Raw genomic sequence first — 22,247 nt, forward strand, 5'->3', positions numbered from 1 at the left:
AAAGGAGGGGAACGCGTCATGGAGTTTGTTTATATAGGTGTATTACTATGCGCTTTAGGTTTTGGAATTATTGCTATATTCACTGCTAAAGTTTTGAAACGAACTTCTCGTACACTCGAAACTTTGGGTAATACACTTGGTGAAGTTGAAACAAAACTGCAATACATAACATCTGAAATAGAAGTTACCGTTAAGGAAACAGATAAAACAGTTGATGATGTAGAAGATAAATTAAAAGCCGTTGATAGTATTTTCGACACACTCGAAAACGTGGGCAACTCTGTAAACAGCTTAAACAAGGTCTTGCATCATCAATCAAAGAAACTTTCAAATGATCGAGCATTACAAATTGTAGAACCTATTGCTCGCAGTGTTCAGTGGGGTGAAGTCGTCTTTCGTTTGTATGCTAAATGGAAAAAGCCAGGCATAAAAAATTAAAATCGTGAAAGAGGGAGAAATATGAGTCTAACTGGGTTAGGTGTATTAATCATTGGTATAGCATTTGCTGCCTTAGCACTCTTTATAGCAAAATTACTTAGTAACTTGGCATCAGTACTTGATGGGGTTGATAAAACAGTAGAACAACTCCCGAATCAAATAGATGAAGTGTTAAAAGAAACCAGTAATCTGATTCGACATAGTAATGATACGATTGCAGATGTTAATGAGAAGCTAAAAGGGCTAAGTCCTTTGTTTTATATGATTGGAGATGTGGGTGAAGCGTCCAGAAAACTATCTTCATCTTTAATGGTTACAAGTACATCTTTTAGAACTAAATCAAGTGATAAAAAAGAATGAACTTGATAAAACCCCCAGACAAAATAATTGTCTGGGGGTTTTGATTACTTATTTACTTCTTCTTTGTATTAAATAATACCCTAATGTCATTGCGCCATATAATCCTTGAAGGTTGTGACGTTCCGAATAATCTTTTCCATCCTCTGCCTTTGTTTGCATCTTAGCTGAAACATCAACCAATGAAGAAGAAAGTTTTTGGGATGCTCTTCCCACATCACCAACGATAGAAAATAGAGGGCTTAATTCCTTAACTTGGGTGTTCACTTTCGTAAGGGTTTCCGTACTAGCTTGTAGTGTGTTTTTCGTCTGATCAGTTATTAAATTTATATTGTGAGGTAGATCATCTGTAGTTTTTTGCACACTAAAAAATAAATTAGATAAATTATTGAGCGGTTTTATTAATACTAGTACTAATCCAACAAATGCAATTCCGATTACAAGTACACCAATTCCTAACCAATCCATTTGACTAGTCTCCTTTTTTAATTATTGTTTTCTATTCTTACTACCACTATACCAAAGATTCAAACCCTCACAAAGTGTGAAGTGGCATATATGGTTATCTTGTCCCATACAATAGTGAAAGCAGATGATAAGGGGCGAGATGAATGAAACGACTTGGAAATGTGATGATTTGGTGCTTCGGACTAGTATTGTTAATTATATTGATTCAACAACCAGTAGGTAGTCCAGTAAGTACATGGAGCTCATGGTCATTACCGCTTGCAGGAAAAACGATTGTCCTTGATCCGGGACACGGGGGGCCTGATGGCGGGGCAGTTGGGAAGGATAAAACCTTAGAAAAAGGGATAACACTAACCGTAGCAAAAAAAATTCAAAGTTATTTACAGCAGACTGGTGCGATTGTTTATTTGACACGTGAAAAAGATACGGATTTGGCAGATCCGGATACAAAAAGCTTGTCACGACGAAAAGCTGAGGATTTACGTAACCGTCTTCAAATAATTGAGGATAAAGAGGCAGACTTTTTTCTCTCGATTCATTTAAATGCGTTACCTTCAACTAAATGGAGCGGCGCACAGACGTTTTATTATCCTAAATCAGATAAGAGTGAACATCTAGCAAAAATGATTCAAGCTGAAATCATTCGTAACCTTGGAAATACAGATCGAACAGCGTTGCCGTTAACGGGGATGTACTTGTTAAAGCATGCGAATGCTCCGGGTGCCTTAGTTGAGATTGGGTTTTTATCAAATGAACGAGAACGTGAATTATTAAAAGAGACGGATTATCAAGAAAAAATGGCAGCAAGCGTCTATAATGGAATCTTACGTTATGTTACAGAGGATATTGAGAAAGATGAAGATGACTAGCAGGAAGAATCTTCCCTATACGCTTTAATACTTAGATTTTACGTCATTTATGTTATACTAGCGTTGTATATTTATTATGACGAGAGTAATTCGTCAATGCTTGTAAAGGGAAGGTGACGCATTTTGTTAACGAACGAGGAAATTATACAACTACTCAACCCTGTAAAGGATCCATTTTTACATAGAACACTAGAAGAAACTGGCGGCGTGAAAGAAATCAATATAAAAGAAGAGAAAAAGCATGTCAGTGTAAAAATTGGTATTGGAAAAACAAATACCGCTGAACAGATGCAATTACAACAAGAAATTGTGGGTATTTTAAAGAAAAACGGCGTTACAACAGTTGGACTTCGTTTTGAAGAATTACCAGAAGAGATAATAAAAAAATATCAGCCTGCTGTTGAGGAGGAGCAAGAAGCATCCTTGATGGGTGGCAGTAAAGGAACGAAATTTATTGCTATTGCAAGTGGTAAAGGTGGAGTAGGTAAATCTACAGTAACAACTAACCTTGCAATGTCTCTAATGCGCCTAGGCAAAAAAGTAGGTATTATCGATGCGGATATTTACGGATTTAGTATCCCTGATATGATGGGTGTAGAAAATCGTCCTGCTGTACGTGGTGAAAAAATCATACCAGTGGAACGATTTGGTATTAAGGTTATTTCAATGGGCTTTTTTGTGGAGGACAACTCTCCTATTATTTGGCGTGGACCAATGCTCGGGAAGATGCTTAGCAGCTTTTTCAAGGAGGTAGAATGGGGCGACCTAGATTATCTTTTACTTGATTTACCACCGGGTACTGGTGACATCGCAATGGATGTTCACGAAATGCTTCCAACATGTAAAGAGGTTATCGTAACAACGCCACATCCAACTGCAGCATTCGTAGCGGCTCGCGCTGGACAAATGGCATTAAAAACGGACCATGAAATTCTTGGTGTTGTAGAAAACATGGCCTATTTTGAAAGTAAGAAAACGGGTGAGAAGGAATATGTTTTCGGACAAGGTGGGGGTCAAAAGCTTGCTGATGTATTGAAAACGAAAGTACTTGGGCAGCTTCCATTACAACAACCGTATGAAGAAGAGGATGTTTTTGCTCCTTCAATCTATCAAGAGGATCACCCGCTTGGAAAAGAGTACCATAAAATTGCTGCAAAAATTGTTGCAAAGGTAGAGGAATAAAAATAAGAGGTGGCTAAAATTAGTCACCTCTTTGTATTTGGACCATTTCTGTTTTAGCTCCAGCACCCATTGGATTAGTTCAAGCCAAAAAGCATCATATAGGCTTGAATTAAGCTTGTTGGGGGCAAAGACGCATTCCTTTGTCCTAAATTTATTTACTTTCGCCTCCACCACCACCAGCGCTGCCTTTACCTTTTTCCTCACTGCCACCTTTTTGTTTTTCTCCACCTTCCTTACTCTTCTGCTGTTCAGAAGCGGCTTTTAACAGGATCTCTTGAATTTTAGCTTGGAATAAAGGGGTTGCCAAAGTTTTTTGGATTGTCTCCTCCAAGTGTGCGGTGAATTTCTGACTTTTTAACACTTCAAGCATTTGTTCATTAATCTCAGGGTTTTGTAGTAATTCAAGCATTTGCTTTTGATATTCCGCATCGTTCATTAATTTTTTTATTAACTTTTTATGTTGTTCTGCCATTGACTTTGCATAAGTTTCCACAAATTTAGGATCCTCAAAGAGCTTTGTCCACATTTGTTTACCTTTTTCAGAGGAAAGTACACTATTAATGGAATTTTTCACAACATCAGCGTCGATGACTAAACTTTCCTTCATTTTTTCATCTTTTAAAACTTTTTGTAAAGCCTTTTTTCCATCATCTGTTTGTAATATATCAACAACCATTTTTTTCGTTTGATCATAATCAACCTCTTTACTTGCTGCGCTCTCATTTGTGCAAGCGCCAAGTGTTAAACAAGAAAGAGATATAAATAATACAAAAAACAACCGAAGCATCTTCTAATCCTCCTTCCTCTCAAGGTTAATATGCGAGGAAAAGCGGAAAAATATGCACTTCATTAAGGAAAAAAGCTTGCTTTCATGGTAAAATACGGAGGACTGTAATTTAAATGAAATGATAATTGAAACAGTGAATATGTCTTTATTTTGGCAGGAGGATATGATAGTGAATAGTCGTAAATGGGTAGGTTTATTTTTAAAAACTTTAATTCTTGGGGGATTAGCTGGTCTGATAACCAGTTTTTTTGTGAAAACCGAGGACTATATAAGAGTATTGAATCCGATTGATTTATTTGGATTATTAGGTGTAGTTCTTTTCTGCTTTGGATTAGGGCTTGTTTTTAGTTTAGTGAGTCAAACGGGCTTTTTTGCTTATTTATTTATTAACCAATTTGGATTAGGCTTTTTCCGTTCGTTTTGGCCAACCGTTCAGGTGCTATTAATTGCATTCGTTGTATTTGATTTGGTTTATTTTCCATACACTTCCACAGACGGTGAAGGGTCATTAATGGCATATATTTTAATGTCTGCTGCAATTTTAGTATATGGATTGGTTATTGCAAAAATTAAAGCGAAACAAACCAATCAACGTGCATTTATACCAGCATTATTTTTAATGGTTGTTATGACAGCGGTTGAATGGGTGCCAGGTCTTAGAACAAGTGGAACGGATTATGCATGGTTAATGATTATTCCATTACTTGTTTGTAATACATACCAATTATTGGTATTGCACCGATTGACAAACAGTGATCAGAAAGAGAATCCTAAATCTAAATCAAATAAAGCATAAAAAAGAAAAGCACAAGGAGCTTCGATCGTAGAATTTCCTTGTGCTTTTGTCTGTCTAGTTCTGGATTCTTGCTTATGTGTGTCACCCCAGATCAGTCGCCTCCACCTTTTTTTATTCTAGCTGCGGCTCCTAGAAGTTGCCGTCATAAGCAATGAACACTTCGAACGCATAAGTCCTTGCGTTCTTCGGTTCCTTGCTTATGCGTCTGCTTCTGAACAGTCGCCTCCACCTTTTTTTATTCAGCGAGTTTTGATTTGGAGTGTGCTTGGTTGTAAAGTTCTGAAACGGAAACAAACTGAAATCCTTTCTCTTTAAGTCCTGGTAAAATTGTTTCGAGAGCTTTAGCTGTTTGTTTTACGGAATCTGAAGCATGAAGTAAAATAACATCCCCGTTTGACGTTTCCTTCATAATAGTATCCACAATTTTTTGTGTGCCGGGATTTTCCCAGTCATCTGCATCCACTCTCCAATGGACAACTTTTAAACCTTGTTCTTCAGCTAACTTAATAATTTCCTTGTTAATGTGACCACTTGGCGCTCGCATTAATGTGATTTTTTCATATCCCAGCTTTTTAAAAATCTCTTTAGCATACAGTATGTCTTTTTTCACCTTATCAATTTCTTGTTCGAGGTAACTTTTATAACGGTATCCAAGCATCCCGAGCTCATGATTGTTTTCTTTGATTTTTTCAAGTATGTCAGGATGTCGTTCAGCCCATTCTCCACTTACAAAGAAGGTAGCTTGTACATCATGGTTTTCCAATTGTTTTAGAATATCAAATACCTTTTTCTCTCCCCAGCTGATGTTAAATGTTAACGCGATGTCATTTTCTTTTGAGTTCCCTTTTACAAAGGCTGCGGGTTCGTCTGATGATGAAAATACAGAAAAGCTACCAGTACTTTCAGACCAAATAACCACGCTAGCAATTAATGCAAATAAAACAATATAAAGAAACCTTTTCCACTTTGAAAAGTGCCATGCATAAAAATAACCCATATCAAAACCCCCCATTTACTCTTGTAACTAGTCTATGAATGAGAATGGATAATATGAACAAGCTAATTAATATATAGGGGAGATAAGAAAATAAAAATAATGATGAAAAAGGATGAAAAGATGGGAAATTGGGGAATAAGTAAAATAATTATGAATGACATCTAATTAAGGTGCTTAGTGTGGATTATTATGATAGACGATTGATCAACCGACTTAATTCTACATTTTTTACGAATTAATGTGTTACATACAGATAAATCATAATTAGAAAAATACTGGGTAAATAAATAGCTAATTAGCTTTAGAAGGTTCGAGGTGAAAGTAATGTTAGGATTATTAATTAATGATATGGAACAAAAGGAAATTGAATATCTTGTAAAACGCGAAATGGAAGAATTGCTGATGGATTTGGAAGATCATCGAATTGATCAGGTGGTAAAACGAACAATGAGGGAAAGATATTCACTTTTATTCCAGTTATTTCGTCGAGTTGCTAGCGAAAAAGAATGTTTAAAATATATGCCAAAGCGCTCAAACAATCAATAAGAATATGGATGACTTAAAGAAACTAGTAGGGGCTTGTTATGATAAAGCCCCTACTAGTTTTTATTTAGTATAAATCCTTTCTTATCGCATAAGTGCAACTAAGGCTTGGCGATAAGCCGAGTTTTTTAACAAGTAAAGAATGTATTAAATATTAACATTGATTATTTTGGTCACCATGTAGAGCCACGTCCAGCTCCCAGTGACTATTGGATTTCCTTTACCTCCTTACGATAACAGTTCGACATAGTCGAACGTCCTTAACCGCGTACGCTTACCGTGTTTCCTTTATCTCAAAAGAATGAAGGAAGTTCGATTAAAACCGCCACTTTGCGTGGCAACATCGAACTACCAACGTTGCGTGGGCACAATCCATACGTCACTAAACGGGCGCTTTTGCTTTTGTTCAGAAAATAAATTTACCGGTATAAATAAAAGGCTCTTGGCATTAAATGTTGGCGGAAAACCAAGGTTTTCTACTGTTGACCGCATAAGGAGAAGTGAATCGGAACCTGTCTAGTCATTTAAAAACAATAAAATGTTTTGGTGTTTTTTTGTGGATTGTGTTGAAATTGTGTTTATAATATGCTATATTATTTCTTGTTGTCAGCAAGATTTATAAATAAGTCTAGTTCTTATGAAAAAGTTTTTAATTGATTTTAAAAATCTGTTGACAAAAAATCGTATGCATGGTAAATTATATCTTGTCGCCAAAAACGACAAAGGATGAATTGCTCCTTGAAAACTGAACAAACAACCAAGTATGTCAAGTAACGAAACAAAGCTAAGACAATTGATAGAATCGATTGGTGTTGATTCTATTCAAACTTTTTTGGAGAGTTTGATCTTGGCTCAGGACGAACGCTGGCGGCGTGCCTAATACATGCAAGTCGAGCGCGGGAAGCAAGCAATCGCCCTTCGGGGCGTGAGCTTGTGGAACGAGCGGCGGACGGGTGAGTAACACGTGGGCAACCTACCTGTAAGATTGGGATAACCCCGGGAAACCGGAGCTAATACCGAATAACACTTTTTATCACATGGTAGAAAGTTGAAAGGCGGCTTTTGCTGTCACTTACAGATGGGCCCGCGGCGCATTAGCTAGTTGGTGGGGTAATGGCCTACCAAGGCGACGATGCGTAGCCGACCTGAGAGGGTGATCGGCCACACTGGGACTGAGACACGGCCCAGACTCCTACGGGAGGCAGCAGTAGGGAATCTTCCGCAATGGACGAAAGTCTGACGGAGCAACGCCGCGTGAGTGATGAAGGTTTTCGGATCGTAAAACTCTGTTGTTAGGGAAGAACAAGTACCGTTCGAATAGGGCGGTGCCTTGACGGTACCTAACCAGAAAGCCCCGGCTAACTACGTGCCAGCAGCCGCGGTAATACGTAGGGGGCAAGCGTTGTCCGGAATTATTGGGCGTAAAGCGCTCGCAGGCGGTCTTTTAAGTCTGATGTGAAAGCCCACGGCTTAACCGTGGAGGGTCATTGGAAACTGGAGGACTTGAGTACAGAAGAGGAGAGTGGAATTCCACGTGTAGCGGTGAAATGCGTAGAGATGTGGAGGAACACCAGTGGCGAAGGCGACTCTCTGGTCTGTAACTGACGCTGAGGAGCGAAAGCGTGGGGAGCGAACAGGATTAGATACCCTGGTAGTCCACGCCGTAAACGATGAGTGCTAGGTGTTAGGGGGTTTCCGCCCCTTAGTGCTGAAGTTAACGCATTAAGCACTCCGCCTGGGGAGTACGGCCGCAAGGCTGAAACTCAAAAGAATTGACGGGGGCCCGCACAAGCGGTGGAGCATGTGGTTTAATTCGAAGCAACGCGAAGAACCTTACCAGGTCTTGACATCCTCTGATAGCGATAGAGATATCGTGTTCCCTTCGGGGACAGAGTGACAGGTGGTGCATGGTTGTCGTCAGCTCGTGTCGTGAGATGTTGGGTTAAGTCCCGCAACGAGCGCAACCCTTGATCTTAGTTGCCAGCATTTAGTTGGGCACTCTAAGGTGACTGCCGGTGACAAACCGGAGGAAGGTGGGGATGACGTCAAATCATCATGCCCCTTATGACCTGGGCTACACACGTGCTACAATGGATGGAACAAAGGGAAGCGAAGCCGCGAGGTGTAGCAAATCCCATAAAACCATTCTCAGTTCGGATTGTAGGCTGCAACTCGCCTACATGAAGCCGGAATCGCTAGTAATCGCGGATCAGCATGCCGCGGTGAATACGTTCCCGGGCCTTGTACACACCGCCCGTCACACCACGAGAGTTGGCAACACCCGAAGTCGGTGAGGTAACCTTTATGGAGCCAGCCGCCGAAGGTGGGGCCAATGATTGGGGTGAAGTCGTAACAAGGTAGCCGTATCGGAAGGTGCGGCTGGATCACCTCCTTTCTAAGGAAAAACAGAAAGCGGAAGCTATTCGTAGCTGAAGCCGTACTGTTTAACGGAAGATCGGTGACGCTTGTCGTCATCGATAAGACCTGCCATTGGTAGGCCTTGACATATAAGGTTGTTTGTTCAGTTTTGAGGGATTAATTTTCCTTCTATACTTATAATATAGATGGGCCTGTAGCTCAGCTGGTTAGAGCGCACGCCTGATAAGCGTGAGGTCGGTGGTTCGAGTCCACTCAGGCCCACCATCTATAATTTATACGGGGCCTTAGCTCAGCTGGGAGAGCGCCTGCCTTGCACGCAGGAGGTCAGCGGTTCGATCCCGCTAGGCTCCATTTTGTACCTTGAAAACTAAATAAGAGCAAGATAGACAACGACATCAAAAACGTAAGTTCTTAATCATAAAGATAGTTAAGTGAAGAAGGGCGCACGGTGGATGCCTTGGCACTAGGAGCCGACGAAGGACGGGACTAACACCGATATGCCTCGGGGAGTTGTAAGTAAACTTCGATCCGAGGATTTCCGAATGGGGAAACCCACTGTTCGTAATGGAGCAGTACGCATATCTGAATACATAGGGTATGTGAGGCAGACCCGGGGAACTGAAACATCTCAGTACCCGGAGGAAGAGAAAGCAAATGCGATTTCCTGAGTAGCGGCGAGCGAAACGGAATCAGCCCAAACCAGAAAGCTTGCTTTCTGGGGTTGTAGGACACTCCTTTGGAGTTACAAAGAAATTCTTTAGACGAATCGATCTGGAACGATCAGCCATAGCGGGTAAGAGCCCTGTAATCGAAAAAGAGTTTCCTCCGGAGTGTATCCTGAGTACGGCGGGACACGAGAAATCCCGTCGGAATCCGGGAGGACCATCTCCCAAGGCTAAATACTCCCTAGTGACCGATAGTGAACCAGTACCGTGAGGGAAAGGTGAAAAGCACCCCGGAAGGGGAGTGAAATAGATCCTGAAACCGTGCGCTTACAAGTAGTCGAAGCCCGTTAATGGGTGACGGCGTACCTTTTGTAGAATGGACCGGCGAGTTACGATCGTATGCGAGGTTAAGTGGAAGACACGGAGCCGCAGCGAAAGCGAGTCTGAATAGGGCGAAATAGTATGCGGTCGTAGACCCGAAACCGTGTGATCTACCCATGTCCAGGGTGAAGGTCAGGTAACACTGACTGGAGGCCCGAACCCACGTATGTTGAAAAATGCGGGGATGAGGTGTGGGTAGGGGTGAAATGCCAATCGAACACGGAGATAGCTGGTTCTCTCCGAAATAGCTTTAGGGCTAGCCTCAACATATGCGTACTGGAGGTAGAGCACTGATTGGACTAGGGGCCCTCACCGGGTTACCGAATTCAGTCAAACTCCGAATGCCAGCTACGTTAAGTTGGGAGTCAGACTATGGGTGATAAGGTTCATAGTCGAAAGGGAAACAGCCCAGACCGCCAGCTAAGGTCCCAAAGTATACGTTAAGTGGAAAAGGATGTGGAGTTGCCCAGACAACCAGGATGTTGGCTTAGAAGCAGCCACCATTTAAAGAGTGCGTAATAGCTCACTGGTCGAGTGACTCTGCGCCGAAAATGTACCGGGGCTAAACGTATCACCGAAGCTGCGGATTGTTCTTAGAACAATGGTAGGAGAGCGTTCGAAGTGCTGTGAAGTCAGACCGTGAGGACTGGTGGAGCGCTTCGAAGTGAGAATGCCGGTATGAGTAGCGAAAAAAGAGTGAGAATCTCTTTCACCGAAAGCCTAAGGTTTCCTGAGGAAGGCTCGTCCGCTCAGGGTTAGTCGGGACCTAAGCCGAGGCCGAAAGGCGTAGGCGATGGACAACAGGTAGATATTCCTGTACCACCTCATGAATGTTTGAGCGATGGGGGGACGCAGTAGGATAAGGAATGCGCACGATTGGAAATGTGCGCCCAAGCAGCAAGGGAGTTGGATTGGCAAATCCGTCCAACAATTCTGAGCTGTGATGGGGAGGGAACTATAGTACCGAAGTTCTGGATTTCACACTGCCAAGAAAAGCCTCTAGTGAGTTCATAGGTGCCCGTACCGCAAACCGACACAGGTAGGCGAGGAGAGTATCCTAAGGTGATCGGGAGAACTCTCGTTAAGGAACTCGGCAAAATGACCCCGTAACTTCGGGAGAAGGGGTGCTCCTTTTAAGGAGGAGCCGCAGTGAATAGGCCCAAGCGACTGTTTAGCAAAAACACAGGTCTCTGCGAAGCCGAAAGGCGAAGTATAGGGGCTGACACCTGCCCGGTGCTGGAAGGTTAAGGGGAAAGGTTAGCACCTTCGGGTGCGAAGCTTAGAACCGAAGCCCCAGTAAACGGCGGCCGTAACTATAACGGTCCTAAGGTAGCGAAATTCCTTGTCGGGTAAGTTCCGACCCGCACGAAAGGTGCAACGACTTGGGCACTGTCTCAACGAGAGACCCGGTGAAATTATACTATGCGTGAAGATGCGCATTACCCGCGACAGGACGGAAAGACCCCGTGGAGCTTTACTGTAGCCTGATATTGAATGTTGGTACAGCTTGTACAGGATAGGTGGGAGCCTTAGAAACCGGAGCGCTAGCTTCGGTGGAGGCATCCGTGGGATACCACCCTGGCTGTACGGACATTCTAACCCAGGACCGTAATCCGGTTCGGAGACAGTGTCAGGCGGGCAGTTTGACTGGGGCGGTCGCCTCCCAAAGAGTAACGGAGGCGCCCAAAGGTTCCCTCAGAATGGTTGGAAATCATTCGCAGAGTGTAAAGGCATAAGGGAGCTTGACTGCGAGACCTACAAGTCGAGCAGGGACGAAAGTCGGGCTTAGTGATCCGGTGGTTCCGCATGGAAGGGCCATCGCTCAACGGATAAAAGCTACCCCGGGGATAACAGGCTTATCTCCCCCAAGAGTTCACATCGACGGGGAGGTTTGGCACCTCGATGTCGGCTCATCGCATCCTGGGGCTGTAGTCGGTCCCAAGGGTTGGGCTGTTCGCCCATTAAAGCGGTACGCGAGCTGGGTTCAGAACGTCGTGAGACAGTTCGGTCCCTATCCGTCGTGGGCGTTGGAAGTTTGAGAGGAGCTGTCCTTAGTACGAGAGGACCGGGATGGACACACCGCTGGTGTACCAGTTGTTCCGCCAGGAGCATAGCTGGGTAGCTACGTGTGGAAAGGATAAGTGCTGAAAGCATCTAAGCATGAAGCCCCCCTCAAGATGAGACTTCCCATCACTTCGAGTGAGTAAGATCCCTCAGAGACGATGAGGTTGATAGGTTCGAGGTGGAAGCGTGGTGACACGTGGAGCTGACGAATACTAATCGATCGAGGACTTAACTAACAAATTATGATGTACGTGTCTATAGCGCTCTTATTTAGTTTTTAGGGTATAAATTATACCTTTTTCTTACATGAAATTGTCTGGTAGTAATAGCGGAGAAGTCACACCTGTTCCCATGCCGAACACAGTAGTTAAGCTCTCCAGCGCCGATGGTAGTTGGGACTTTGTCCCTGCAAGAGTAGGACGCCGCCAGGCAGTTTTTTTATATATTTTTATATTGACTTTGTGTGACGAGCAAGTCTATTTATGCGAGGAACGCTCTTGGTAACGAGCAAGTCTTTTTGTGCGAGGAACGCTCTTGGTGACGAGCAGGCCCAAACAAGATTATATTACTATGATATACTACTTTAGATTATTCCACAGTAGCTCAGTGGTAGAGCTATCGGCTGTTAACCGATCGGTCGTAGGTTCGAATCCTACCTGTGGAGCCATATATGCTTCCATAGCTCAGTCGGTAGAGCACCACCATGGTAAGGTGGGGGTCATCGGTTCAAATCCGATTGGAAGCTCTTAATAGTCAATGCCTAAACTTTTTATGTAAATAAGAGTTTAGGCATTTTTTGTTTTAATAAAAGGGAGAAAAGTATAATTCTGACGTGCCGAAGATAGTTTAGTTAGTTATATTGAATTAAGGATATTGCAATCGGCGGATATATTTACAAATTGACCGATATATTTTGATTTTGGCGGTTATTTTTTATAATTGGCAGATGATTTTTTATAACGGAGGTTAAATTGGAAAAACAGCCGATATCTTTATTGATTGGCGGTTATTAAATGCAAATCGGGCGATACATACAATCCAGTTATCTTTTTTTAGCTATGTACCCATTATAGAAAGGAAAATTCGGATTGGGGTGCCTAGTGTTCCTCATATTAAAAGATGTGAAGATTTATGGAGGATCAAGAAAAATTTCCAACTATAGGATATAATATCAAATAGAGCGAAATGTAATGATTTATTTTGACTATAGGAAATACAGAATAAATAGGGGGTTATGAAATGGGAAATGATATTCCAATACTAATAATTATTGCTATAGTTGTAACGGTTTTTGAGGTATTATTAGCTTTATATCTGATCAAAAAACAAAATTTTAAGCCAGCACGGGCACTTTATATGTCAGTGCCAACCGTGGCCATCATTTGGTTTGTTGCAATTATATCCTCATAAGAAAAGCGCAAGCGCCTTGGTCAGCCCCGACAAGTTTAAGACGAATCTCTTAGTGATGATTTTTATCACAAAGAGATTTGACTTAAAACCTCGAGGGGCTAGGCGCTGGAGCTAGACAGATTTTATACTTTCTTTCCTAGTAAAAAAAGCACTTCACTAGTTGAATCAATTAGTGAAGTGCTTTTCATAATCATTTAAGATAGCGTCCACTGTGTCTCGCGAGATAAATAATACTTTGTTGCCTTTGCCAGGTCTTTTTGCTACAACGCTCTACAAAGGATGGTTATCCTCTGATAAATGCTTACTCTCTTTGGTTGTCTATAATTTACATGGTATGGTCAAAATAACTGTATTAAGATTGAAACCTGGACTAGAATAACTAAGTTTCTTCTGATTCTACTACCAATCAGAATAATATCTTTCCATTTGTGAAGACTAAAAATCGTATGTTAAAAATTAATGTTTTACATTTCGTTAAAAAAATTGATTAAAATGTCGATTTTCCCTTTACAAAGAGAGAGAAACTGTATATAATAAAATTCGTTGGTTTTCGACAGTATTACATAAAATTTTAACGTTGAAAATAACTCTAGGCCCGTTGGTCAAGTGGTTAAGACACCGCCCTTTCACGGCGGTATCACGGGTTCGAATCCCGTACGGGTCACCATTAATGTGGAGGATTAGCTCAGCTGGGAGAGCACCTGCCTTACAAGCAGGGGGTCGCAGGTTCGAGCCCTGCATCCTCCACCATTTATTATTTAAACTATGCCGGCCTAGCTCAACTGGTAGAGCAACTGACTTGTAATCAGTAGGTTGGGGGTTCAAGTCCTCTGGCCGGCACCATTTTTTATGTATAACATTTGGAAATGTGGTAATTATATGGAGGGGTAGCGAAGTGGCTAAACGCGGCGGACTGTAAATCCGCTCCCTCAGGGTTCGGCAGTTCGAATCTGCCCCCCTCCACCATCAATTATATTGGGCTATAGCCAAGCGGTAAGGCAGCAGGTTTTGATCCTGTCATTCCCAGGTTCGAATCCTGGTAGCCCAGCCATTTATAACTTATATTGATCACCTTGTGTATCAACTTTACCACGATAAAAACGTGGTTTTTGTATGTAAAGAGCCATTAGCTCAGTTGGTAGAGCATCTGACTTTTAATCAGAGGGTCGAAGGTTCGAATCCTTCATGGCTCATCACTTTAATTAAAATTCTAGCATTGAGACATAATACATAGTATAATTGCAGGTGAACAAGGTCGTTATGAAAATAAACAACCTTGTTTATTTGCATTTTGCGCTATTTTTTTACATAATAGATAGAGTAAAATTTAATGCGATAACCAAAAATACAATAATAATTGTTTATATATTGATACACAAAAAAGGATGATTTTTGTATGAATACTTCTAGAATTCCTGGCTTTTATAATATGACTGTAGAGGATCGTAGAATGTTGCTTGCTGAGCAGGCTGGTTTTACGGAAGAAGAAACAGCTCATCTGTTATCAACTAATCCATTATCACTTGATACGGCAGATAATATGATAGAAAATGTTATAGGAACTTTTCAGTTGCCATTAGGTGCGGGATTAAACTTCCTTATAAACGGGAAAGAATATATAGTACCGATGGCCATTGAGGAACCATCTGTTGTGGCATCTGCCAGCTATATTGCAAAGATTGTTCGCAATGCAGGCGGATTTACAACAGAGGCTACGGACAGAGTTATGATCGGCCAGATTCAAGTAGTTGGATGTCCTGATCTTAATTTAGCCAAAGAAGCACTTTTGAAAGAGAAAGATATGCTTCTAGAGGGAGCTAATGCAGCCTATCCAAGTATCGTCGCTAGAGGTGGCGGAGCACAGGATTTAGAAGTACGCATAATAAATGATGATTCAGGTTCAAAATATGGTCAAATGCTTGTATTACACTTGTATATTAATACATGTGATGCAATGGGTGCCAATATCATTAATACAATGGTCGAAGCACTTGCTCCAGTTGTAGAAGATTTAACAAAAGGAAAAGTTTATTTACGTATTCTTTCTAATTTAGCTGACAGATGTATGGCGCGTTCTAAATGTGTAATACCACCTGAACTACTAGAGACTGGTGATTATTCTGGTGAAGAAGTCCGTGATGGGGTTGTACATGCTTATGAATTTGCTGCATCTGATCCATATCGTGCAGTTACGCACAATAAAGGAATCATGAATGGGATTGACCCAATTGTAATTGCAACGGGAAATGATTGGCGTGCAGTTGAGGCAGGAGCTCATGCTTATGCAGCACGATTTGGCAAGTATAGTTCGATGACAGAATGGTATGTTGATGATAAAGGTAATCTAGTTGGTGAACTTGAGTTACCTATGTCTGTCGGAACAGTTGGTGGTTCGATTCGTGTACACCCAATTTCACAACTAGCGCATAGGATGTTAGATGTAGAATCTGCCCAAGAATTAGCGCAGGTTATTGTATCAGTAGGACTAGCACAAAATTTAGGTGCTTTAAAAGCTTTAGTGACGGATGGTATTCAAAAAGGTCATATGGCTTTACATTCTCGCTCTGTTGCGATGGCAGCAGGGGCTAAAGGAGAGCTGATTGATATCATTGCTGAACAATTAATAAATGAAAAAGAAATCCGTGTCGGGAAAGCTAAAGAATTGGTGGAAAAGAGTAGAAGATGAGTGTAGAAAAGGCAACAACTTCAGAACAAACAGCTATAGGTATAGCTCATAGTAAGTTAATTCTAATTGGTGAACATGCGGTTGTACACGGACAGCCAGCGATAGCTATTCCATTCCCTTTGGTTGGGATAGAAGCCTTAGTAGAAAATGTTCCAGGTGCAGTAAAAATAGATAGTACGTTTTACCATGGTCCGATTAACAAGGCTCCAGATGCATTAGACGGGTTAATTAACTGTGTTAAAGCATCATTAGATCATTTAGAAATGCCCCACAGTGACCTTTTGATCCGTATCAAGTCTTCCATACCACCAGGCAAAGGTCTTGGATCGAGTGCATCAGTTGCAATCGCTGTTGTCCGGTCTTTATTTGCGCATGCTGACAAAGAGCTTTCAGAAGAAGAACTGTTAATGCTAGCAAACATTTCCGAAACTTATGCACATGGCGCACCTAGTGGAATCGATACGCTAACGATTACATCAGAATCACCCGTTTGGTATGAGAAGGATCTTCCATTCCACTTTATTAAGCCTAAAACTGATTTCCACTTTGTTGTAGCAGATTCGGGTCGAAAAGGGGATACGCGATTAGCAGTTGAATCAGTTGCGGATCTACTTAAGTCTGCACCTAGAAGAATTCAAGCTAGCCTTGATCGAATAGGTGACATAACTCATCAAGCAAGAAGAGCTCTTGAAAAAGCTAGTAAACAGCTTTTAGGAAAAACATTAAATGAAGCACAAAAAGAGCTAGAAGCACTTGGGGTAAGTGATGCAGGACTAAACAGGCTTATTTATGTTGCCCGTCAAGAGGGTGCTCTTGGCGCTAAATTAACAGGTGGCGGAAATGGTGGATGTATTATTGCCTTAGCTCGCAATGAGGCGCATTCTAAACAGCTGTGTGAAAGGCTGAAAAGTTTTGGTGCCCATGCAGTATGGCCATTTGTATTGCGTAAACAAAAGTAAATTTTAGTGGATGTTCAAAAAGTCCGGTAAAAATGACACATCGAATTTCTTCGTTAGCTTGCTTTTCCGTTGCTCACGTATTAAATTGCATACGTTCCGCTACTCAAAGCTACGCTGCCTCGAACTTCTTGGTCCTTTTTATCCTCCTTTTTGAACAAGTATTATAAGTAGAAATGGGGATTATGGATGAAAGCAACGGCAAAGGCACATACCAACATTGCCTTAATTAAATATTGGGGAAAGCGCGATGAGTCGTTGATTTTACCAATGAATAATAGTCTTTCTTTAACTTTAGATGCTTTTTATACGGAAACAACGGTTACGTTTAACCATGACCTTGATGAGGATATATTCTATCTAGACAATGAACTAATTGTGGGCGATCAGTATACAAAGGTCTCAAATTTTCTTGAACTTATAAGAAATTTTGCGGATATTCCTAATTTGTTTGCAGAAATTCGCTCAACAAATGCAGTTCCAACCGCAGCAGGGTTTGCTTCATCAGCGTCAGGTTTCGCAGCACTTGCAGCAGCGGCAACACGTGCACTTGATTTACAAATTGATGAACCTACATTATCTCGTCTTACAAGACAAGGATCCGGTTCAGCCTGTCGTTCTATATACGGTGGTTTTGTAGAGTGGGAAAAGGGTGCAGAGGATGATGGATCTGATTCCTATGCTGTCCACATTGCTCCACAAGATCATTGGGATGTACGGGTAGCGGCTGTTGTTTTATCCTCTGACATGAAAAAGGTTTCAAGTCGTGAGGGAATGAAACGGACAGTAGAAACTTCACCATTTTATTCCGGCTGGGTAGATAATATCCCAACAGACTTAACGCAAATAAAAGCAGCTATTCATGCCCGTGATTTTGAAAAGATGGGTGAAATTGCCGAAGCAAACTGCCAAAAGATGCATGCAACGACGTTAGGTGCAAACCCGCCTTTTACCTATTGGCATGATACAACTCTAACGGTCATGCAAACAGTTCAATCACTTCGTGCAAAAGGAATTGCTGCTTATTTTACTATTGATGCTGGTCCAAACGTAAAGGTTCTTTACCAACCGGAAAACGAAGAGGTTGTTCAACAAACACTCCTCAACATACCTGGTGTAACGAACGTGATTTTAAGTCGTTCAGGTCAGGGAATCACCTATAAATAGGGGATGATGATAGTGACGAATACAACATTGACCATAAAGGTTCCAGGTAAACTGATGATTGCAGGAGAATATGCTATATTAGAAGCCTATCAACGATCAATAGTAATGGCTGTTGATCGTTTTGTTTATGCCAAAATTACATCCAGTAGCGAAAGTCATGTATCCCTTCCAAAATTAAACCTCGAAAACTTATCATGGAACTTTAAGAATGAAAACATACATATTGCAACAAATGACAAACGTGTAAATTTTGTTGAAAATGCAATGAACATAGCATATCGTTATATAATCGAGCAGGGACAAACCTTTACAAATTTCGATCTTTCCGTTACTAGTGAATTGGATGATGAATCCGGAATTAAGTACGGATTAGGTTCAAGCGCAGCGGTTGTTACAGCAGTGGTTAAAGCAATTATTGAAAAACATGAGATACCTTGTACTCCTACACTTCTTTTTAAACTGGCAGCAATTGCACATGTTCAGTCGCAAGGAAGTGGTTCTGGTGCAGATGTTGCAGCTTCATCATTTGGTGGGATGTTGACATATACATCCTTTCAAGCGGAATGGTTACTAGAGAGAACCGGAAACGCAACATCGATAACAGAAATGGTTGAACAGGATTGGCCGTATTTTTCTGTTAAAGCTGTGGGATTACCGAAAGATATTCAAATGATGATCGGCTGGACAGGTAACCCAGCTTCTACAAAAGATTTTATTAAAAAAATTAATGTATTAAAAGTTCATAAATCGGGCTTGTATAATCAGTTTATTGAGCAGTCATCTAATGCTGTGAAAATGATCATACAAGGAATTGAATCAAATGAAAGTAAGCAAATATCTAATGGTATAGCTTCAAATAGAAAAGCGTTAGCTCTGTTAGGCAAGCGTGCAGAAGCGGATATTGAAACGTTACTACTAAAAACATTATCTGATATCGCAGAACAGAATGGTGGTGCAGGTAAGCCTTCCGGTGCTGGTGGAGGAGATTGCGGAATTGCATTTCTTCCTAGTAAGGAAAAAGTGAACCAGGTTATACAAGAATGGGAAGAAGCCGGAATTAAGCCATTATCACTTAGCGTGTATCCTGACGGCGCGAAATCAAGTACTGTCTCTTAACCGAGACTGGTACTTGATTTTTTTTGAATACTATTAATATAAGGGGAGAATTTATTAAGTGGGTAGTATTAGTTCCACTGGCTGCATTTACAACCTTGATAATCGCTTTAAAGCTAATCTTATCTGGTTTGGAAGATCGGTCCGGAAGGTCTTAAGGTCAGTTCGCCGATGAAACGTAAAATTTCGCCGGAGTCGATAAACCCTTCTACATCCCATGGTATTTTTAGACATTATTATGTCCAGTTGAGTCATTACCTGACTTTTCGTTAAACTATAGAGTAGAGGAGGTTTCAACTATGAAGAAAAACATTTCGATTATTGGAGTTCCAATGCATTTGGGACAACCTCGTCCAGGAACAGATCTTGGACCGGACGCGATCCGTCATGCTGGTGTTGTTGAAAAATTAAAGCGTTTACAACATGATGTGGAAGACTTAGGAGATATAAAAGTAGGCTCTGCAGGTGGTGAAGAGCAACGTGAGGATAACCTGTTAAATCTGCAATCCATTATTGATGCATCTACAATTCTTGCTGAAAAAGCGGATGATGTAGTAGCGGATAAACGTTTCCCATTATTATTTGGTGGAGATCACAGTATGGCTATTGGAAGTCTAGCTGGGATTAGTAAGCATTATGAAAATCTAGGTGTCATTTGGTATGATGCACATGGAGATTTAAATGACAGTGCAACATCACCATCAGGGAACATTCACGGTATGCCACTTGCTGCTAGTCTGGGAATTGGTCATGATAAACTTACATCCGTTCACGGTGCAGAACCGAAAGTTAAACCTGAGAACTTAGTAATCATTGGTGCTCGTGATTTAGACCCTGGTGAAAAAGAACTTATCAAGGAACGCGGAATTAAAGTATATTCAATGCGTGAAGTTGATGAACTAGGAATGGAAGCTGTTATTCAAGAAACGATTGCTTACCTTAAAGAGCGCACAGATGGTATTCATTTAAGCTTAGATTTAGATGGATTAGATCCTAGCGAGACGCCTGGTGTTGGAACGCCAGTTGTTGGAGGGCCATCGTACCGTGAAACACGTATTGCGATGGAATTATTACACGACGCGGACGTACTTACTTCTGCTGAATTTGTTGAAGTAAATCCGTTACTTGATGATAAAAATAAAACAGGCATTGTAGCCGCAAACTTGATTAGTGCATTATTCGGTGAAACATTAAAATAATAATCAATCTGTGATAAAATGAATAAAAGAGACAGTGAATTTCCTTTTGGATGTCACTGTCTCTTTATGTATGATTTCACACAGGTGAGTGCTTCAATTAAGCACTTTTCACTGTCTTATGGTAGGTATTAAGGAGTGAATCCAACCGCTTACTAGATTTTACAACTGCGTCAGAAGTATAGTCATGGGAATAACTCAAAGTAATCATTTCATTTCGACATTGTTCAATTTTTTTCAATAAATTGTAATTATCCACAAAACCTTCCCCCAATCTAGTATACTATACTAAGAAATACCCATATATTTGAAATTATAAACATTAGAAAACTTGGCTTATCGCCAAGCTTTAATGGCGAAAGCCTTAATTGCACTTTGCTAAAAAATTATTTTTTTATTTATGAAACCTTTTCTTGGTTCATTTCGTAACATAAATACCGCACCAATAGCGGAGGTACTTGCTATGGATTTAATAATTAAAGAAAAAATAAAACAAGTGAAAAAAGGTGATCAAGCTGCATTTGAAGATGTGGTCACTTTTTATCAACATAAAATTTACCAGCATTGTTACCGAATGCTTGGTAATGCGCACGAGGCGGAGGATATAGCGCAAGAGGCTTTTATTCGGGCATACATGAATATTGATTCGTATGATATAAATCGAAAATTTTCAACATGGCTGTACCGTATCGCGACGAATTTAACCATCGATCGAGTACGAAAACGAAAGCCAGATTATTATCTTGATGCAGAGATTAAGGGTGCTGATGGACTGAACATGTACTCCCAACTTGAATCAGATAATATTTTGCCAGAAGAGGAAGTAGAAAACCTTGAGCTAAAGAGCTATATTCATCATGAAATCTCAGAGCTCCCACCTAAGTATCGATCGATTATAATTTTGCGATATTTAGAAGAGTTTTCCCTACAGGAAATAAGCGACATCTTAGATATCCCTTTGGGAACCGTTAAAACGAGGATTCATCGGGGAAGGGAAGCTTTAAGGAAGAAGCTTCGTCACGTGTAAAGGAGTGTGAGCAAATTGAATTGCGAAAAAGAAGCTATCATGCTTATGCATAAATATTTAGATGGTGATTTAACCAAACCAGAAGAAACAGAGTTACGAGGGCACTTGGAAACTTGTGAGGATTGTCAAAAGCACTTTCATGAATTGAAACGCACAATTACCTGGGTACAGAGTGCCGAGAAATTACCCGCCCCCGAAGGCTTTACAAAAAGTGTGATGGATAAACTACCAAAGGAAAAGCGAAGAATCAGCTATAAGCGCTGGTTTAAGGCGCACCCAGTTGTCACAGCTGCTGCTATATTTTTTATTTTCATGTTTAGTAGCGTACTTTCAGCATGGAATCAAGGCAGTGAATTAGTTGTTTCCAAGCAAGAGAATTTGGTTATTAAAGGCGATACCGTGATTGTGCCAGAGGGTGTCACAGTTTCTGGAGATTTGGTAGTTAAAAACGGTAATCTGAAAATTGATGGTACAGTTGATGGGAATGTAACCCTATTCAACGGTAACTTAATAGATGATTCGATTGATGGCGAAGGACTAATGGCGTCAGTCGGTAAGGTTAATGGAGATTTTGAACAAGTTGATCAGGTGTTTGAGTGGATGTGGTATCATTTGAAGGAAATATTCGAAGCTGTCTTCTCACTTGGTCAAGTATGGGTTAATTAATGCCCCCCTAATTTTGGAGCTTTCTGCTATATCAGAAGGCTCCTTTTTTTATCCGGAAGTGTAACGTTATGCCGTTTCATCTATGTAAATTTTATCCTTA

At 41.0% G+C, this 22,247-nt stretch carries 18 protein-coding genes, 10 tRNA genes and 3 rRNA genes; 27 read left to right on the forward strand and 4 right to left on the reverse strand.

Annotated features, from left to right (window positions below):
• Window positions 1–18: 18 nt before the first annotated feature.
• Window positions 19–438 carry a DUF948 domain-containing protein gene (locus tag LG329_RS11150; protein WP_404450898.1) on the forward strand — a complete coding sequence of 140 codons (420 nt, stop codon included), beginning with the start codon at window positions 19–21 and terminating at the stop codon, window positions 436–438.
• A gap of 21 nt (window positions 439–459) precedes the next feature.
• On the forward strand, window positions 460–798 hold the full coding sequence (locus tag LG329_RS11155) for a DUF948 domain-containing protein (protein ID WP_404450899.1): 339 nt from the start codon (window positions 460–462) through the stop codon (window positions 796–798).
• 48 nt (window positions 799–846) lie between these two features.
• Here LG329_RS11155 and LG329_RS11160 read toward each other — a convergent pair whose 3' ends face one another.
• Window positions 847–1,263, reverse strand: coding sequence for a DUF948 domain-containing protein (locus LG329_RS11160; RefSeq protein WP_404450900.1), 417 nt, complete (start codon window positions 1,261–1,263; stop codon window positions 847–849).
• Between the two features lie 143 nt (window positions 1,264–1,406).
• Here LG329_RS11160 and cwlD point away from each other — a divergent pair, with 143 nt between their 5' ends.
• Both cwlD and LG329_RS11170 read left to right on the forward strand, forming a co-directional pair.
• Window positions 1,407–2,132, forward strand: a complete 726-nt coding sequence (cwlD, locus tag LG329_RS11165) for an N-acetylmuramoyl-L-alanine amidase CwlD (RefSeq protein ID WP_404450901.1) — start codon at window positions 1,407–1,409, stop codon at window positions 2,130–2,132.
• A 123-nt stretch (window positions 2,133–2,255) separates the two neighbouring features.
• Window positions 2,256–3,314, forward strand: coding sequence for a P-loop NTPase (locus tag LG329_RS11170; protein WP_404450902.1), 1,059 nt, complete (start codon window positions 2,256–2,258; stop codon window positions 3,312–3,314).
• Window positions 3,315–3,465: 151 nt separating this feature from the next.
• On the opposite strand, the gene gerD is transcribed toward LG329_RS11170, so the two are convergent.
• Window positions 3,466–4,101: a spore germination lipoprotein GerD gene (gerD, locus tag LG329_RS11175; protein ID WP_404450904.1), complete on the reverse strand. Its 636-nt coding sequence runs from the start codon at window positions 4,099–4,101 to the stop codon at window positions 3,466–3,468.
• A 169-nt stretch (window positions 4,102–4,270) separates the two neighbouring features.
• Between gerD and LG329_RS11180 the strand changes: the two genes are divergently transcribed.
• A complete protein-coding gene (locus LG329_RS11180) occupies window positions 4,271–4,897 on the forward strand; it encodes a KinB-signaling pathway activation protein (RefSeq protein WP_404450905.1) in 627 nt (208 codons plus the stop codon).
• 235 nt (window positions 4,898–5,132) lie between these two features.
• Here the strand turns inward: LG329_RS11180 and pdaB are convergent, their stop codons facing one another.
• Window positions 5,133–5,894: a polysaccharide deacetylase family sporulation protein PdaB gene (gene pdaB / locus LG329_RS11185; protein ID WP_404450906.1), complete on the reverse strand. Its 762-nt coding sequence runs from the start codon at window positions 5,892–5,894 to the stop codon at window positions 5,133–5,135.
• Between the two features lie 324 nt (window positions 5,895–6,218).
• On the opposite strand from pdaB, the gene LG329_RS11190 reads away from it, so the two are divergent.
• The 20 genes from LG329_RS11190 to rocF all read left to right on the forward strand — a co-directional run bounded on the left by LG329_RS11190 (window position 6,219) and on the right by rocF (window position 20,457).
• Window positions 6,219–6,440: a hypothetical protein gene (locus tag LG329_RS11190; RefSeq protein ID WP_404456628.1), complete on the forward strand. Its 222-nt coding sequence runs from the start codon at window positions 6,219–6,221 to the stop codon at window positions 6,438–6,440.
• An 826-nt stretch (window positions 6,441–7,266) separates the two neighbouring features.
• Window positions 7,267–8,832, forward strand: a 16S ribosomal RNA gene (locus LG329_RS11195).
• A 171-nt stretch (window positions 8,833–9,003) separates the two neighbouring features.
• Window positions 9,004–9,080: transfer RNA gene (locus tag LG329_RS11200), tRNA-Ile, on the forward strand.
• A 14-nt stretch (window positions 9,081–9,094) separates the two neighbouring features.
• A tRNA-Ala gene (locus LG329_RS11205) sits at window positions 9,095–9,167 on the forward strand.
• A 74-nt stretch (window positions 9,168–9,241) separates the two neighbouring features.
• Window positions 9,242–12,162 (forward strand): 23S ribosomal RNA (locus LG329_RS11210).
• A gap of 79 nt (window positions 12,163–12,241) precedes the next feature.
• Window positions 12,242–12,357 (forward strand): 5S ribosomal RNA (rrf, locus tag LG329_RS11215).
• The 16S, 23S and 5S rRNA genes sit together here with 4 tRNA genes alongside, the layout of an rRNA operon.
• 161 nt (window positions 12,358–12,518) lie before the next feature.
• Window positions 12,519–12,593 (forward strand) — tRNA-Asn (locus LG329_RS11220).
• A 5-nt stretch (window positions 12,594–12,598) separates the two neighbouring features.
• Window positions 12,599–12,671 (forward strand) — tRNA-Thr (locus LG329_RS11225).
• Window positions 12,672–13,165: 494 nt separating this feature from the next.
• Window positions 13,166–13,336 (forward strand): hypothetical protein, encoded by a 171-nt coding sequence (locus LG329_RS11230; RefSeq protein WP_404450907.1) that lies wholly within the window; start codon window positions 13,166–13,168, stop codon window positions 13,334–13,336.
• 592 nt (window positions 13,337–13,928) lie between these two features.
• Window positions 13,929–14,003 (forward strand) — tRNA-Glu (locus tag LG329_RS11235).
• 7 nt (window positions 14,004–14,010) lie between these two features.
• Window positions 14,011–14,086: transfer RNA gene (locus tag LG329_RS11240), tRNA-Val, on the forward strand.
• Window positions 14,087–14,103: 17 nt separating this feature from the next.
• A tRNA-Thr gene (locus tag LG329_RS11245) sits at window positions 14,104–14,179 on the forward strand.
• A 38-nt stretch (window positions 14,180–14,217) separates the two neighbouring features.
• Window positions 14,218–14,302: transfer RNA gene (locus LG329_RS11250), tRNA-Tyr, on the forward strand.
• Window positions 14,303–14,312: 10 nt separating this feature from the next.
• Window positions 14,313–14,387 (forward strand) — tRNA-Gln (locus LG329_RS11255).
• 69 nt (window positions 14,388–14,456) lie between these two features.
• Window positions 14,457–14,529, forward strand: a tRNA-Lys gene (locus LG329_RS11260).
• Between the two features lie 203 nt (window positions 14,530–14,732).
• Window positions 14,733–16,022, forward strand: a complete 1,290-nt coding sequence (locus LG329_RS11265) for a hydroxymethylglutaryl-CoA reductase, degradative (protein ID WP_404450908.1) — start codon at window positions 14,733–14,735, stop codon at window positions 16,020–16,022.
• Window positions 16,019–16,981 (forward strand): mevalonate kinase, encoded by a 963-nt coding sequence (gene mvk / locus LG329_RS11270; RefSeq protein WP_404450909.1) that lies wholly within the window; start codon window positions 16,019–16,021, stop codon window positions 16,979–16,981. The genes LG329_RS11265 and mvk overlap by 4 nt, the downstream gene beginning before the upstream one ends.
• Window positions 16,982–17,167: 186 nt before the next feature.
• Window positions 17,168–18,145: a diphosphomevalonate decarboxylase gene (gene mvaD / locus LG329_RS11275; RefSeq protein ID WP_404450910.1), complete on the forward strand. Its 978-nt coding sequence runs from the start codon at window positions 17,168–17,170 to the stop codon at window positions 18,143–18,145.
• A gap of 6 nt (window positions 18,146–18,151) precedes the next feature.
• Window positions 18,152–19,261 (forward strand): phosphomevalonate kinase, encoded by a 1,110-nt coding sequence (locus LG329_RS11280; RefSeq protein ID WP_404450912.1) that lies wholly within the window; start codon window positions 18,152–18,154, stop codon window positions 19,259–19,261.
• Between the two features lie 296 nt (window positions 19,262–19,557).
• Entirely contained in the window at window positions 19,558–20,457 is a 900-nt protein-coding gene (rocF, locus tag LG329_RS11285; protein WP_404450913.1) for an arginase, read from the forward strand.
• A 97-nt stretch (window positions 20,458–20,554) separates the two neighbouring features.
• Here the strand turns inward: rocF and LG329_RS11290 are convergent, their stop codons facing one another.
• Complete coding sequence (locus LG329_RS11290) at window positions 20,555–20,713, reverse strand: aspartyl-phosphate phosphatase Spo0E family protein (RefSeq protein WP_404450914.1); 159 nt, start codon at window positions 20,711–20,713, stop codon at window positions 20,555–20,557.
• 204 nt (window positions 20,714–20,917) lie between these two features.
• Between LG329_RS11290 and sigW the strand changes: the two genes are divergently transcribed.
• Together sigW and LG329_RS11300 are read left to right on the forward strand one after the other, a co-directional pair.
• A complete protein-coding gene (gene sigW / locus LG329_RS11295; protein ID WP_404450915.1) occupies window positions 20,918–21,481 on the forward strand; it encodes an RNA polymerase sigma factor SigW in 564 nt (187 codons plus the stop codon).
• A 15-nt stretch (window positions 21,482–21,496) separates the two neighbouring features.
• Complete coding sequence (locus LG329_RS11300; RefSeq protein ID WP_404450916.1) at window positions 21,497–22,147, forward strand: zf-HC2 domain-containing protein; 651 nt, start codon at window positions 21,497–21,499, stop codon at window positions 22,145–22,147.
• The last annotated feature ends 100 nt before the right edge of the window (window positions 22,148–22,247 follow it).

Source organism: Virgibacillus necropolis, assembly GCF_044793635.1.
Classification (GTDB): Bacteria; Bacillota; Bacilli; order Bacillales; family Amphibacillaceae; genus Virgibacillus_F; species Virgibacillus_F necropolis_A.

What these genes read in the sequence shown, in the direction of transcription:
- LG329_RS11155 (WP_404450899.1), top strand. Translation starts at nt 460, where the DNA reads ATGAGTCTAACTGGGTTAGGTGTATTAATCATTGGTATAGCATTTGCT.
- rocF (WP_404450913.1), top strand. Translation starts at nt 19,558, where the DNA reads ATGAAGAAAAACATTTCGATTATTGGAGTTCCAATGCATTTGGGACAA.
- sigW (WP_404450915.1), top strand. Translation starts at nt 20,918, where the DNA reads ATGGATTTAATAATTAAAGAAAAAATAAAACAAGTGAAAAAAGGTGAT.
- LG329_RS11150 (WP_404450898.1), top strand. Translation starts at nt 19, where the DNA reads ATGGAGTTTGTTTATATAGGTGTATTACTATGCGCTTTAGGTTTTGGA.
- mvaD (WP_404450910.1), top strand. Translation starts at nt 17,168, where the DNA reads ATGAAAGCAACGGCAAAGGCACATACCAACATTGCCTTAATTAAATAT.
- gerD (WP_404450904.1), bottom strand. Translation starts at nt 4,101, where the DNA reads ATGCTTCGGTTGTTTTTTGTATTATTTATATCTCTTTCTTGTTTAACA.
- LG329_RS11230 (WP_404450907.1), top strand. Translation starts at nt 13,166, where the DNA reads ATGGGAAATGATATTCCAATACTAATAATTATTGCTATAGTTGTAACG.
- pdaB (WP_404450906.1), bottom strand. Translation starts at nt 5,894, where the DNA reads ATGGGTTATTTTTATGCATGGCACTTTTCAAAGTGGAAAAGGTTTCTT.
- LG329_RS11280 (WP_404450912.1), top strand. Translation starts at nt 18,152, where the DNA reads ATGATAGTGACGAATACAACATTGACCATAAAGGTTCCAGGTAAACTG.
- LG329_RS11160 (WP_404450900.1), bottom strand. Translation starts at nt 1,263, where the DNA reads ATGGATTGGTTAGGAATTGGTGTACTTGTAATCGGAATTGCATTTGTT.
- LG329_RS11265 (WP_404450908.1), top strand. Translation starts at nt 14,733, where the DNA reads ATGAATACTTCTAGAATTCCTGGCTTTTATAATATGACTGTAGAGGAT.
- cwlD (WP_404450901.1), top strand. Translation starts at nt 1,407, where the DNA reads ATGAAACGACTTGGAAATGTGATGATTTGGTGCTTCGGACTAGTATTG.
- LG329_RS11190 (WP_404456628.1), top strand. Translation starts at nt 6,219, where the DNA reads ATGTTAGGATTATTAATTAATGATATGGAACAAAAGGAAATTGAATAT.
- mvk (WP_404450909.1), top strand. Translation starts at nt 16,019, where the DNA reads ATGAGTGTAGAAAAGGCAACAACTTCAGAACAAACAGCTATAGGTATA.